This window comes from Nocardiopsis sp. NPDC101807 (genome assembly GCF_044766605.1).
In the GTDB taxonomy this organism is placed as follows: Bacteria; Actinomycetota; Actinomycetes; order Streptosporangiales; family Streptosporangiaceae; genus Nocardiopsis; species Nocardiopsis tropica.
Window position 1 is genome coordinate 24,102 of record NZ_JBIWMK010000013.1, and the last position, 13,450, is coordinate 37,551.

Sequence of the window (13,450 nt, forward strand, 5' to 3'; positions counted from 1 at the left end):
AAGTGCTTTGCGTAGCGATACGCTCGCGCTGTGTTCACTACGCTCCTTGCCTCGCTGGGTCTGATCGCCGGCCTGGGCGGACTCGCCCTCGGCGGCTACGCCCTGAACAGGGCCCGCGCGCTCGGCGACGAAACCCAGGTCCTGGCCACACGCACGGCCGCGGTGGGCGCCTCGGGCGTCGACCCGTTCGCCGTCCGTGACGTGGCCGTACTGCACTACGACGCCCTGGAGGAGATGTCGGGCACCCGCTCCTTCTCCCTCGCGCTGCTCAACGGCCAGGGCGACGGAGTCGTCCTCACCTCCATCAACGGACGCACCGAGTCACGCACCTACGCCAAGGCCGTCGTGCGCGGCGAGGGCCGCGTCCTGCTCAGCCCGGAGGAGGACCGCGTGGTCAGGTCGGCCCGTCTGGGCAACGGCGTCGGCGCCCTCGTGCCCGCGCCCTCGGCCCCGGCGGACCCGCTCGGGACCGCTGCGGCCGCGGCCCCGGTGACCGGCTCCGACGGCAGCTGTGCGGAGCCCGTGACGGAACCCCCGGTCACGGTGCTGGCAGCCGTGGACGACATGGACGACATGGACGACGCGGAGGGTTTCGACGCGGACGACCGCCCCGGGGACGGGGAGGACTCCGAGCAGGAGGACGGAGCCGGGGTCCGCGCCCCGGTCGGGGACGCGGGGGGAGGCGCCCCGGAAGCGGCGGCGCGCGCCGGCCGCCCGTCCGCGGGCGCGGGCCCCCTGAAGGAGAAGGTGGACGGGAGCGCCTCCGCCCGAGGGTGACCCCACCGCCCGGCCGACGCGCGTGTCGCCGGGGGCCGCCCGCCGCCCACCGGGCCGTATAGCCTGACACCATGCCCAACCGCTACGCCTACCTCGGCCCCGAGGGCACCTTCACCGAGGCCGCGCTGCGCGCGCTGCGCCCCGAGGCGCCCGACGGGGCGCGCGTCCCGTGCGACGGAGTCGCCGCGGTCTTCGACGCCGTCCGGACCGGCACGGTGGACGGCGGCGTCGTCCCGCTGGAGAACTCGGTGGAGGGCGGCGTCACCGCCACCATCGCCGAGCTCGTCAACGGGGAGCCGCTCCTCATCACCGGTGAGACGGCGATCCCGGTCGAGTTCGCGCTGTTCGCCCGGCCCGGCACCGTCCTGGAGGACGTCAAGCGGGTGGCCACCCACCCCCACGCCCTCGCCCAGTGCCGCGGCTGGCTCGCCCGGCGGCTGCCCGACGCGGAGACGCACACGGTCTCCTCCACCGCCGCCGCCGCGCGCACGGTCTCCGAACCCGGCGCGCCCTACGACGCGGCGATCTGCGCCGTGATCGCGGGCGAGCGGTACGGGCTGCACGCGCTCGCCGTCGGGATCGGCGACCGCGGCGGGGCCGCCACCCGGTTCATCTACCTGTCCAGGCCCGGCGCGGTCTCCGCGCCCACCGGGGCCGACCGGACCTCGCTGGTCGCCTTCATCTCCGAGGACCACCCCGGCGCCCTGATCGAGGTGCTCAGCCAGTTCTCCGTCCGCGGGGTCAACCTCACCCGGCTGGAGTCGCGCCCCACCGGCGACAAGCTCGGCAGCTACTGCTTCTGCATCGACGCCGAGGGGCACGTGGCCGAGGCCCGGGTCGGCGAGGCCCTCATGGGCATCCGGAGGGTCTGCCGGGACGTGCGCTTCCTCGGCAGCTACCCGCGGGGCGGCGAGGCCGTCGAGACCGACCCCCCGCTCCGGCCCCGTCCGGCCACCGACGCGGAGTTCGCCGAGGCGGAGCAGTGGCTGGCGCGCATCCGTGCCGGGCACGTCGACTGACGACCGCACCTGCCGTCCCAACCGGCGGCCCCGGACCGTCCCCCGCGACGGACCCCTCGCGCCGGCGAGGGGACCGTCACCGTGCGTCGGCGGCGCGGTCCGGGAAACGATGTGACCGCCGCCGAGCCCGGGCGGTAACCTGCAAGACGTGATCGACCTTCGCGCTCTTCGAGAAGACCCCGAACGACTCCGTGCCTCGCAGCGCGCCCGCGGGGAGGACCCCTCCGTCGCGGACCGGCTGCTCGAACTCGACTCCGGCCGCCGTGCCGCGCTGACCCGGTTCGAGACCCTGCGCGCCGAGCAGAAGAGTGTGGGCAAGTCCGTCTCCAAGGCCTCCGCGGAGGACCGCGAGGAGCTCCTGACCAAGGCCAAGTCGCTCGCGGCCGAGGTCAAGGAGGCCGAGGCCGAGGCCGGACGCCTCGCCGAGGAGCTGGCCGCCGTCCTGGCCCGCGTCCCCAACATCGTGGAGGCGGACGCGCCCGAGGGCGGCGTGGACGACTTCCGGGTCCTGGAGACCGTCGGGACGCCGCGCGAGTTCGACTTCACCCCGCGCGACCACCTGGAGCTGGGCGAGATGCTCGGCGCCATCGACATGGAGCGCGGCGCCAAGGTGTCGGGATCCCGCTTCTACTTCCTCACCGGCGTGGGCGCCCAGCTGGAGCTGGCGCTGCTCAACATGGCGATGAACCGGGCCGTGGCCGCGGGCTTCACCGCGATGGTCCCGCCGGTCCTGGTCAAGCCCGAGACCATGGAGGGCACCGGCTTCCTCGGCGAGCACGCCGACGAGGTGTACCGGCTGGCCGCGGACGACCTGTACCTCGTGGGCACCTCCGAGGTGCCGCTGGCCGGGTACCACGCCGGGGAGATCCTGGCCGCCGACGACCTGCCCAACCGGTACGTGGGCTGGTCGACGTGCTTCCGCCGCGAGGCGGGCTCCTACGGCAAGGACACCAGGGGCATCATCCGGGTCCACCAGTTCAACAAGGTGGAGATGTTCGTGTACGCCCACCCGGACCGGGCGCACGAGGAGCACGAGCGGCTCCTCGCCTGGGAGCGGGAGATGCTCGACAAGCTGGAGCTCCCCTACCGCGTGGTGGACATCGCCGGGGGCGACCTGGGCACCAGCGCCGCCCGCAAGTTCGACTGCGAGGCGTGGGTCCCCACCCAGGAGACCTACCGCGAGCTGACCTCCACCTCGAACTGCACCGACTTCCAGACCCGGCGCCTCAACGTGCGGTTCCGGGGCGAGGACGGCAAGCCCCGCTTCGCCGCCACCCTGAACGGGACGCTGGCCACCACACGGTGGATCGTCGCCATCCTGGAGAACCACCAGCGCGCGGACGGCTCCGTGGTCGTCCCCGAGGCGCTGCGCCCCTTCCTGGGCCTCGACGTCCTGGAGCCGGTGAAGGCCCGGTAGCGGACGTGCACGCGAGGAGCCCCCGCCCGGGAAGGGCGGGGGCTCCTCGCGTGCGGGACCCGGGCTACAGGTAGGGGCCGGATCCGTGCGACTCGTCGCCGGCCACGGACGGGCCGTCCTGGGCCTGGAGGCCGGAGAGGCCGGGCGGCAGCGCCTTGCGCATGTTCTCCAACTGGGCCCTGGCCGCCATCTGCTGGGCGAACAGGGTCGTCTGGATGCCGTGGAACAGGCCCTCGAGCCAGCCCACCAGCTGCGCCTGGGCGATGCGCAGCTCGGCGTCGCTGGGCGCCGACCCGTCCGCGAACGGCAGGGTCAGCCGGTCCAGCTCCTCGATGAGCTCGGGGGCGAGGCCGTCCTCGAGCTCCTTGATCGAGGAGGTGTGGATCTCCTTGAGGCGGGTGCGGCTGGCCTCGTCCAGCGGAGCGGCCTTCACCTCGTCCAGGAGCTGGCGGATCATGCTGCCGATCCGCATCACCTTGGCGGGCTGCTCCACCATGTCGGCGAGGGAGCGGGGCTCCTCCGCGCCGTCGTCGTCGGCCCCGTCGTGCTGGTCGACCCCCATGACCAGTACCTGGGGCTCGTCCTTCTGGTCGTCTGCGCTGCTCATCAGTTCCCTTACGTGGATGTACCGGCACGCCGTCAACGGGTGAGGAGAATCTTTCCGGTGTGCGCGCTCGATTCCATGACGCGATGCGCCTCCGCCGCGTTCCGCATCGGTACAGAACGGTCCACGACGGGGCGGATGGCTCCTTGTTCTACCAACGGCCACACCTGCTCCAGTACTCCCGCGACGATGGCCGCCTTCTCGTCCAGGGGACGGGAGCGGAGCGTCGTCGCGTGCACGGAGAGCCTTTTCGCGAGCATACGCCCCAGATCGGCCTCGGCGCGGCGGCCCCCCATCAGGGCGATCATCGTGATGCGGCCGTTCGTCGCCAGCGAACGCAGGTTCGCGTCGAGGTAGGAGCCGCCCATGATGTCGAGGATGAGGTCGGCGCCGCCCTCCTCGCGCATGCGCTCGGCGAAGTCCTCGGTCCGGTAGTTGACGGTGATCTCGGCGCCCAGCTCGCGGCAGCGGGCCAGCTTCTCCTCACTGCCCGCGGTGACCGCCACGCGGGCGCCCAGGGCACGGGCGAACTGGATGGCGAAGGTGCCGATGCCGCTGCCCCCGCCGTGCACGAGGACGGTCTCGCCCGCGCGCAGATCACCGACCATCACCAGGTTGGACCACACCGTGGCGGCCACCTCGGGCAGGGCGGCGGCCTCGACCAGGCTCACGCCCTCGGGCACGGGGAGCAGCTGCCCCACGGGGACGGCCACCTTCTCCGCGTAGCCGCCCCCGGACAGGAGGGCGCACACGGGGTCGCCCACGGACCATCCGGAGTCCTCGGTGCCGGGGCCGAGCGCGGCCACGGTGCCCGAGCACTCCAGGCCCGGGTACTCGGAGGCGCCGGGCGGGGGCGGGTAGGTGCCCTGCCGTTGCGCGACGTCGGCGCGGTTGACCGCGCCGGCGGCCACGTCCACCAGGACCTCCCCCTCTCCGGCGACGGGGTCGGGAACCTCTGACCAGGAGAGGACCTCGGGTCCTCCCGGTGCGGTGATACGGATCGCGTGCATGAGCCAGACAGTACCCGGGGAGGTTCAGGGACGGTGCTACGGATTGCCCTGTCCACCGACCCCCGGATGATGCTTCCCTGGGGTGGGGCGGGTATGAGTGACACCAGGAAGCGGATCCCGCCTCTCCCTTGTGGAGTGTCCCTTCCTCCACAGCACACCCCCTTCAAGCAGGAGAACTCCGGTGGCACACCAGGAACAGCATGGGTCGGGTCGCAGCTCCGAGGCGGGCACGGGTTCGGAGGCCGAGGAGAGGACCGAGTCCCTCTGGGAGGGTACGGACGGGGACGCCGAGGGGACCGGCGAACCGGCCGCCGAAGCCGCTTCGGAGCCGCCCGCGCCCACGCCGAGGGAGCAGTGGTTCGGCGGGTTCGAGGGGGCGGCACCGCCCCCGCCCCCCTACGCCCGGCTGCCCGAGGACGCGCCTCCCCCGCTGCCGGGGACCGGCTACCAGGCGCCGCCGCCGCCGGACGAGGACGAGCGGCCGGGCGGGCCCGGCGGCCCGGAACGCCCCGAGGACCCGGAGGACACCGCGGACTCCGACGACGGGACGCGGAGCACCACGGTCCGGCTCCTGCCGGGCGCGGTCCGCCGGCCGCAGCGCCCCCAACGACCCCAGCGGCCACAGCGGCCAGCCCGCCCGGGCGGAGGAGGGCCGGACCCCCTCGCACCCCGCAGGCTCCGGGGCGACTCCGACGTCCCCGAGCCCGAGCAGCTGCCGCCGCTCGACACCGAACGCCCGGACCCCTCCGGGGACGGTGCGGACGGCGCGGACACCGGTGCGGGCCCGTTCCCGGGGCCCGGAGAGGTCCCCGGAACGGGCCCCGCACCGGACGCGCGACCGGGGCAGGGACACGGGGGCGACGGGTTCGGAGCCGAGCCGGGGCCGCCCCCCGCACCCGGGCCGGCGCCGGGCCCGTGGGCGGAGGACGAGCGCACCGACCCCCTCCGTCCCGCGGGGACCGGAGCGTCCGACTCCGGACCGGTGCGGTCCGAGCCGCTGCCGCGCCGCGGACCCGAGCCCCCGCCCACGCTCACCGGCCCGAGGGCCGGACTCGCGCCCGCGCCCGAGCGTCCCTCCGGGCAGCAGGCCCAGAGGCGCCCCGACCAGGAGGGGGAGACCGCCGACGCCCTCAACGCGGCCACGCTGGTGCGCAACCGGCGCCAGGGGCCGAGCGGCGGCTGGCGCCGCGCCGTGCACTCCGCCACCCTCGGCCTCGTCAACCCCGGGGAGTCCGCCAAGGTCCTGCGCCGACGCGAACTGGTGGCACGCGCCTGCACCCCCGTGGCGACCGGGCACCACCGGGTGGCGGTGCTCAGCCTCAAGGGAGGGGTCGGCAAGACCACCACCACGGTCGCGCTGGGCGCGACCCTCGCGTCGCTGCGCGGCGACCGGGTCCTCGCCGTGGACGCCAACCCCGACCGCGGCACGCTGTCGGACAAGGTGCGGCTGGAGACCGCCGCGACCATCCGCGACCTCCTCAACGAGCGCCACCTCGTGTCGCGCTACGCCGACATCCGCGGGTTCACGTCCCAGTCGCCCAGCCGCCTGGAGATCCTCGCCTCCGACCGCGACCCCGCGGTCTCCGAGGCGTTCAGCGACGGCGACTACCGCGAGGTGGCCCGGATAGTCGAGCACTTCTACTCCATCTGCATCACCGACTGCGGCACCGGCCTCCTGCACTCGGCGATGCGCGGGGTGCTCGGCCTCGCCGACCAGGTGGTCCTGGTCAGCTCCGCCTCCGTGGACGGGGCCCGCAGCGCCAGCGCCACCCTGGACTGGCTGGAGGCGCACGGCCACGGTCCGCTCGTGCGCGGCGCCGTCGTCGTGCTGTCGATGGTGCGGTCCAACAGCAAGAGCAGTGTCGACCTCAACCGGCTGGAGGGCCATTTCGCGAGCAGGTGCCGCGACGTGGTCCGGGTGCCCTGGGACGGCCACCTCGAGGAGGGCGCCGAGGTCGACCTCGACCAGCTCGCCCCGGGGACGCGGGACGCCTACCTCCAGTTGGCGGCGACGGTCGGGGAGGCGTTCGCCTGGCGCAGGTGAGGACGGTCGCGACGGGACACAACGCGCGGAGGGCGCCTCTCCGGTTTACGGGACCCGCTTCCTGACAATGGTGGGGAGGGGATCCGGGCACCAGGCGCTCCGCCTCGACGGGCCGCCGGTCCGCGGCCGGCCCCGGGCGGACGCACCGGGGCCGTAGGTCGGACGGAACGGCGACCTTCGGCCTGCGCCGTTCCGGCGGGGCGCTGGTCTACTCGACGAAGATGGTCCGCAGTGCTGTCGCAGTGCTAAGGGGGAACTATGGCAGGCAAAGAGGTGCGCCCGGCCCGGGTCGTCGTGGGGATCGACGGATCGGACGGCTCCCGGGCGGCGTTGGAGTGGGCGGCGGCGGAGGCCGCACGACGGGACGCCCCGCTCCGCATCGTGCACGCCCTGGGGATGCCGCTGATCGTGTCGGCCCACGGGGGCGCCGCGCGGTTCGAGCCCACGCCGGAGATCCACGGCCAGGCCACCGGTGTGCTGGGCGAGGCGGAGGCGCACGTTCGCGAGGTCCGGCCGACCGTGGTCACGGAGGCCGTGACCGCGATGGAGGAGGCGCCGCTGGCCGTCATCCGGCAGAGCCACCCCCACGACCTGATCGTGGTCGGCACCCGGGGGATGGGCACGTTCAAGTCGGTGTTCGTGGGCTCGGTCAGCGTCCGGGTGGCGGCCCACGCACCGTGCCCGGTCGTGGTCGTCCCCTCGCACAAGGGCAAGCCCGCGACCACGTCGATGGACCGGATCGTGGTCGGCGTCGACGGCTCCGCGAACGCGCGCCGCGCCCTCGGCCTCGCCTACGACCTGGCGGCGGAGAGCGGAGCCGAACTGGTCGTGGTCCACAGCTGGGAGGTCCCCTACCCCTACGACCCGGTCGCGATGACCGCCGCCGGGTACCAGCCGCAGGAGGACCTGTTCGAGAGGCAGTCCGAGGAACTGGTGGCCGGCCTGCTCGCCGATGTCGTCGACGAGAGGCGCGAGGACCTCGACGTCGAGGTCAGCGTGGTGCGGACCCAGAACAGTCCGGTGAGCGCGATCCTGGAGGCCGCCGAGGGCGCGGACGCCGTCGTGGTGGGCTCGCGGGGCCGGGGCACCGTGCGCGGCCTTCTCCTGGGCTCGGTCAGCCAGGGCGTGCTGCACCGTTCCAGGATCCCCGTGGTCGTCCTCCCCAGGCACGCCGACGAGGACGAGTAGGGCGGCGGCCCCGGTCCCGGCCCCCGAGGGCCGGCCCGGGGCCCGCGGCTCCGCCCGCCCCCGGTTCCGGGGCCCCGGCGGGGGCGGCCTCAGAGAGTCAGGTGGTGGGGGGAGCCGGGCGAGGCAGGGCTCCACCCCTCGTCCCGTGCCCGGCGGATGGCGGTCGCCACCACGGCCGGGGTGACGGGGACGACCGCTTCGGGATCCACCCCGTAGTGGCCCGGATGCGGATGCGGCGTCGCGACGACGAGCACCCGTCCGGGGGAGTCCGCGAGCTCCGCCGCGAAGGTCATGGGGCTCTCGCCCACGGCCTGCGCATAGGTCGGCCTGCGGCGTACGCGCCAGCGGTAGTCCGTGCCGTCCACGCTGATACGGCGTGAGCCCTTGCGTACCAATGCCATGCGTCCTCCGCGGGTCGGGGGTGGTCGGCCGGGTGCACCGTCCGTGAGGCAGCATGCTCGACCGACCCGCGGACTGTCCACGGATTTGTCCGGAGGCGTCCGCGCCCGCGCGGGGTGGTGGCCTCCCCTCAGGAGGTAGGACCCCGAGTGCCTGTCGCCAGGGCCCTTGCCGGCTGCCCCCGGGAACGACGAAGGCCGGTGGCCCGGTCCATGTGCGACAAATGTGCGATGGACCCGGGCTACCGGCCTTCTCAGTCTCCCCACTGGGTCTCTGACCTGCACGGATGTTCCGGCGCCTTCTCGGCGCTTCCGACCGCTTCCCAGAGTCATGTGCGATGAATGTGCGATGGAACCGGGACGGCTTCGGACGCCCTGACGGGGGAGAGAACGCCGCGCCAGTACCCCAGGGAGCAGCAACCACGGTTATGGTCCCGCGCGGGTTCTGGCGCGGTCGGCCAGCACCCTCGCACGTCCTGTATCGCGCCAGGTTCCGTGCGGGTTCGGGGGGCCCAGGGGGCGCGAGCCCCTTGGTACTGCCAGTGGCCTGCCCCGTACACGGACGGCATCCTCTAAGTGACAGTCTTCAGTGATGGGCGAAGGCAGACGATCTTGTCCTTGTCATCAGACGTTGTGACCAAATGCCCTGACAGGTCTCAGTGTTCCAGGTCACAATGGACTAATCGGGCAGTTCTGGTCCCCGCTCAGCCCTGGGCCTGCCCGATAAGCGTCATGGGCGTGCGGCCTTGCCGTGCGCTCGGGGCCGGGCGACAGCCCGCAGCCCGAGCGGAGACCGCTGGCCGCCGCGACGGCGCTCGCGCCGTCGCCTTGATCTCATACAGCTCAAATCAGCAATAGGAGCTAGAAAAAGTGGTAAATAAGCCAAAGAATAGAATCAGAAGTGACTTTAATCTAGGAGGGGAGCAGGCTGAAGCTGATGATTTTTTTCTTGAAAATGCCTTCTATTATTCTGGCGATTATGCTGCTGTAAGCTCAAAAAATGACTCTAGGTGCTTTATTGTTGCTAGGACTGGGGGTGGAAAATCAGCCATACTTAAGCAATTGGAGAGGGAAAATCCCGATCACGTTGTCCGTATAACCCCTGAAGATCTGTCGCTCCCCTACATTACAGACTTGGAGGTAATGAAGCACTTAGAGGCTCTAAATGTGAATCTTGATCCGCTCTTTATTGCCTTGTGGAAGCACGTCTTTCTGGTGGAGTTGATTCGACACAGGTACAAAATTGACTCCCCAGGAGCCAAGATCAGGTTTCTCGATATAATAAGAGACAAGATAAAGCGAGATGCAGGTAAGCAGTCAGCTCTAGATTATTTAGAGGAATTCGAGGGACGTTTTTGGTGCGAAGCAGACGAGCGCGTTCGAGAGATAACTCAAAGCTTCTCCAAAAAAATTAATTTGGAGGCCAATGCGGGACTTTCGGATCCGGTCGAAATAAGTGCTTCCGGTGGAACGGCATCCGAGGAGGGGAGAACTGTCACTAGCCAACAAGTAGATCGCTATCAGAGGATCGTCAACGACACCCAGTTGGCTCGCTTGAATAAAATGCTTGCCGTTCTGGATGAGGATATCCTAGATTCTCCGCAGAATTTTACATATGTGATAATTGATGACCTGGATAGAGATTGGGTTGATGAAGGACTGGCAAATGACCTGATTCGTTGCTTGGTAAGGTCAGTACTGGACCTGAAAAGAGTCCGAAATCTCAAGGTTCTAGTTGCTCTAAGGACTAATATTTTTGACCAGATTGATTGGAAGAAAGTTCAGCAGGAAAAACTCCGATCTCTCGTCTTTCAGGTCAAATGGCAGAGTTCTGACCTTGTTGAACTTATAGATGGACGAGTTCCCGTGGCGTCTAAGCAGGCAGGGCTGAGCGCTCAAAATTTGTCAGATCTCCTGCCTAGAACTAACGAAACACGCGGAAGCGCGGCAGACTACATGATATCCAGGACTTTGATGCGTCCTCGAGATATCCTTGCTTTCCTTAATGAATGCTTCTCTCAAGATGTGAATTCTGACCGCCTTACATGGGATGTGATCAAGGCGGCTGAGAAGCAGTACTCGATGCGTAGGTTACTTGCTTTGCATGATGAGTGGAAGCTGAATTACCCAGGTCTTGGAGATTTTTTGGAGAAGTTCAGAGGGGTTCAGAATGAAATAGATAGAGATATTTTGACAAAGAGGTTTGATGAGGGAGTCCTGCTTGTGGCTCAAAACCAGTTCGATGGAACGCCTTGGCTCCTTGAGCACTCTAGGTCGATTTGGGAATCAACAGTCGACCAAAGTGACTTTGTTACCTTGTACTACGATCTTGTGAAGTTGATGTATAATATTGGCTTTCTTGGTGTTAAAATCCCCTCGGGAAAGATGACATTCTCTTATGAGTCTCCGGGGCTATTGGAGGGTAAGAGTATTATCTCATCGGTAAAGGCTTTTTCCATACACCCAGCTTTTCATTCGGCATTGGAGGTTAAGGTTAATAGCGGTCGTAGGTGATTTTTCATCTAGCGTAGAATGAAATCTTGCTTCTGGTGAAAATGATATTATTGGTGGGCTCGCTTTCTGTGCATTTGATAAAATAATTCGCCACGAGGCGAATGGAGGACTTGCTCGAATGGGTCCTTCTTTGGTTCCTCTTGGGATGTTTTGCCACTATTTCATGTTAGTTTCACGCGTCGCTTGCTGCTGTCGGTAATAATTTTATTAGCCTTGCAACGTTGCAACTGATTATGCTCCGCATTCATCGTCTCATGCAAGAAGTCAATATTGCAGATGTGCTTCTGTCTGCGTAGATTCTGCTTTGTCCAGAGCTAGTTTCCATGGGAATCGTCCAATCCAAATCGACCCGGATCCGGCGTCGTGTGGCATGAACGAATCTGGTCCGACCATCACAGGCACGTTTTCGCTGCGCAACTTCTCGACGCTTGACTTGAACGGTGCGCGACTGGCGTAGGCCGAGTTCACGAACGGGAGGATCACCATCGGCACTCCGAGGCCGATGGCTTCGTTGACGACATCCAAGACGTAGTTGTCGGCGATCCCGTTGGCCAGCTTGTTGATCGTGTTGAACGTGGCTGGCGCGATGATGATGGCATCGGCCTTCGGAGAACGCGGGTCTCCTGGTGCACGGTGCTGGCTCCGCACCGGTCTGCCGGTCTGCTTCTCCAACGCCTCCACGTCGATGAAGCTCACCGCCGCAGGCGTAGCCATGACCTGAACGGTCCAACCCTGTTTCTGGGCCAGACCCACCAGGGTGCCGACTTCCGAGGCCGGACCTGCTGCGCACACCACCACGTAGAGCGTTTTCTGATCGCCCACTGAGTCAGGCACCGACCCTTTCTGCGAGTTCGCTGACGTTGCCGTACAGATGCCCGCTCGCCCGGGTGCGGATGTCGCTGATCAACTGGTGCACGACCGGGCGGGCGGTCAGTTCTTCGCTCGCCATGTCCTCGGCGTTGCGCAACGCTTGGTAGGCGAGCTCAGTCTTGCCCCACTGCTGGTAGGCGCGGGCCGCGTCGATGAACAGCGTGACCTTGCGTTCCATGACGTCGATGTTTTCCAACCGCACCTGGCGTGCGTAGTCGATGGCGCTGCCAGCGTCGCCCAGCTCTACGGCCGCGCTCACCCGGTGCAGCAGAACGTTGGTCGGGCCGAAGGCTGTCCACTGGTAGTTGAAATCACCGCCGAGACGTTCGCCTGCCGCTCCGGCTTCGTCAAGCAGGCTGAGCGCCTGGCCACGGTTCTCGCGTTTGGCTGCCGATACCGCACCGCTCAACAGAAGGGCCCCGTACACCGATAGGGATTCCGGGGTGGGCTCATCCATGGCACTGTCCACCCGCTCGGCAGTGCTCGTCGCCAGTTCCGTCGCAGCTTTGTAGTGGCGCTCCCGCATCAGAGCGCGGGTGAACGCCCTGGCGCTCGCACCCACCAGAGCCTCCATCACACCCGGAACGACACAATCTCCGCCTCCGACACCACCCTGGCTGACTTCTATCCGGTCGGGTCCCGGGCATCAGAGTGATGCGCGAAGTGGTCGCGTCGGCACTGGCGGTAGGAACGTCCTGCTCTGATGACCAGCCATATGAGGAGCAGGTAGATGAGGCTTGAAAGTATGAGGAAACTCCACTCCTCGCCCAGGTACACGCCATAAGCGGCCGACGCGATGGGGAGGAGCTGGATCACCAGGCAGACCCTCAGCACGTAGAGGAACCACGGTCTCGGTGGTTGAGGGTTCATGGTGGTGGGTCTCCCGCTCTGTGGTTGTGGGGTGATACCGACGCCTGCTGGTAAGCCCACCCGTGCCGATCAGCTCGCACGACCGCTCACGCGTGAGGCTGCCGAACAGGACGCGGCCGATCACTGCGTTTGCATCCGGCCGATGTCCCTTCGGCGTGCGAACATCCCTACCGGTTCCACCGAGGTCATCGACGTCCCCTGGAGGTCGTGGTCACCTTCGCCGAGGTTGACGGGAAGCTCGTCGAGCAGGCTCCGAAGAACGGGAAGTTCCGAACCGTGCCGGTGCCCCGGTCGCTCGTCTCCGAGCTGCGTCCCTTTGTGGAGGGGTGGCCGGTGGACGCTCTGCTCTTCACGACCAAGCGGGGTGCACCGTTGCGTATCCGGAACTGGCGTAACCGTGAGTTCGCCATGGCGGTGAAGGAAGCGGGCCTGGGCGGCTTGGCGCTGACCCCGCACAAGCTCCGGCACACCGCCGCGTCACTGGCGATCGCCGCCGACGCGGACGTCAAGGTCGTGCAAGCCATGCTCGGGCACAATAGCGCGACGATGACCCTGGACCGGTACGGGCACCTGTTCCCGGATCGCCTGGACGAGGTCGCGGACGCGATGGACGCCGCTCGGCAGAGGGTCCTTGCCGCCTGACCCCGGGAACGACGAAGGCCGGTGGCCCGGTCCATGTGCGATAAATGTGCGATGGACCCGGGCGACCGGCCTTCTCTGTCTCCCCACTGGGTCTCTG

The 13,450-nt window shown here is 67.9% G+C and carries 12 protein-coding genes; 7 read left to right on the forward strand and 5 right to left on the reverse strand.

What is annotated here, in order from left to right; all coding sequences use genetic code 11:
- Positions 1-30 precede the first annotated feature (30 nt).
- The 3 genes from ACIRPH_RS29780 to serS all read left to right on the forward strand — a co-directional run bounded on the left by ACIRPH_RS29780 (position 31) and on the right by serS (position 3,213).
- The gene (locus ACIRPH_RS29780; protein WP_402920293.1) at positions 31-777 is read left to right on the forward strand and encodes a DUF4446 family protein; all 747 of its coding nucleotides are present in this window, start codon (positions 31-33) and stop codon (positions 775-777) included.
- A gap of 71 nt (positions 778-848) precedes the next feature.
- Positions 849-1,796 carry a prephenate dehydratase gene (gene pheA / locus ACIRPH_RS29785; RefSeq protein WP_330157953.1) on the forward strand — a complete coding sequence of 316 codons (948 nt, stop codon included), beginning with the start codon at positions 849-851 and terminating at the stop codon, positions 1,794-1,796.
- A gap of 148 nt (positions 1,797-1,944) precedes the next feature.
- Positions 1,945-3,213: a serine--tRNA ligase gene (serS, locus tag ACIRPH_RS29790; protein ID WP_402920296.1), complete on the forward strand. Its 1,269-nt coding sequence runs from the start codon at positions 1,945-1,947 to the stop codon at positions 3,211-3,213.
- Between the two features lie 64 nt (positions 3,214-3,277).
- Here serS and ACIRPH_RS29795 read toward each other — a convergent pair whose 3' ends face one another.
- Positions 3,278-3,820, reverse strand: a complete 543-nt coding sequence (locus ACIRPH_RS29795; RefSeq protein WP_402920299.1) for a bacterial proteasome activator family protein — start codon at positions 3,818-3,820, stop codon at positions 3,278-3,280.
- A gap of 32 nt (positions 3,821-3,852) precedes the next feature.
- Positions 3,853-4,827 carry an NAD(P)H-quinone oxidoreductase gene (locus ACIRPH_RS29800; protein ID WP_402920302.1) on the reverse strand — a complete coding sequence of 325 codons (975 nt, stop codon included), beginning with the start codon at positions 4,825-4,827 and terminating at the stop codon, positions 3,853-3,855.
- A gap of 181 nt (positions 4,828-5,008) precedes the next feature.
- Between ACIRPH_RS29800 and ACIRPH_RS29805 the strand changes: the two genes are divergently transcribed.
- Both ACIRPH_RS29805 and ACIRPH_RS29810 read left to right on the forward strand, forming a co-directional pair.
- Positions 5,009-6,871 carry a MinD/ParA family protein gene (locus ACIRPH_RS29805; protein WP_402920305.1) on the forward strand — a complete coding sequence of 621 codons (1,863 nt, stop codon included), beginning with the start codon at positions 5,009-5,011 and terminating at the stop codon, positions 6,869-6,871.
- Positions 6,872-7,129: 258 nt separating this feature from the next.
- Complete coding sequence (locus ACIRPH_RS29810; RefSeq protein ID WP_402920308.1) at positions 7,130-8,059, forward strand: universal stress protein; 930 nt, start codon at positions 7,130-7,132, stop codon at positions 8,057-8,059.
- An 89-nt stretch (positions 8,060-8,148) separates the two neighbouring features.
- Here ACIRPH_RS29810 and ACIRPH_RS29815 read toward each other — a convergent pair whose 3' ends face one another.
- Complete coding sequence (locus tag ACIRPH_RS29815; protein ID WP_402920311.1) at positions 8,149-8,460, reverse strand: hypothetical protein; 312 nt, start codon at positions 8,458-8,460, stop codon at positions 8,149-8,151.
- Between the two features lie 867 nt (positions 8,461-9,327).
- Here ACIRPH_RS29815 and ACIRPH_RS29820 point away from each other — a divergent pair.
- Complete coding sequence (locus ACIRPH_RS29820) at positions 9,328-10,971, forward strand: P-loop ATPase, Sll1717 family (RefSeq protein WP_402920313.1); 1,644 nt, start codon at positions 9,328-9,330, stop codon at positions 10,969-10,971.
- Positions 10,972-11,235: 264 nt separating this feature from the next.
- Here ACIRPH_RS29820 and ACIRPH_RS29825 read toward each other — a convergent pair whose 3' ends face one another.
- Together ACIRPH_RS29825 and ACIRPH_RS29830 are read right to left on the reverse strand one after the other, a co-directional pair.
- Complete coding sequence (locus ACIRPH_RS29825; protein ID WP_402920315.1) at positions 11,236-11,805, reverse strand: flavoprotein; 570 nt, start codon at positions 11,803-11,805, stop codon at positions 11,236-11,238.
- Positions 11,798-12,418, reverse strand: a complete 621-nt coding sequence (locus ACIRPH_RS29830) for a hypothetical protein (RefSeq protein ID WP_402920318.1) — start codon at positions 12,416-12,418, stop codon at positions 11,798-11,800. Before ACIRPH_RS29830 ends, ACIRPH_RS29825 begins: the two co-directional genes overlap by 8 nt.
- A gap of 500 nt (positions 12,419-12,918) precedes the next feature.
- Here ACIRPH_RS29830 and ACIRPH_RS29835 point away from each other — a divergent pair, with 500 nt between their 5' ends.
- Positions 12,919-13,353 (forward strand): tyrosine-type recombinase/integrase, encoded by a 435-nt coding sequence (locus ACIRPH_RS29835; RefSeq protein WP_402920320.1) that lies wholly within the window; start codon positions 12,919-12,921, stop codon positions 13,351-13,353.
- Positions 13,354-13,450: the final 97 nt, after the last annotated feature.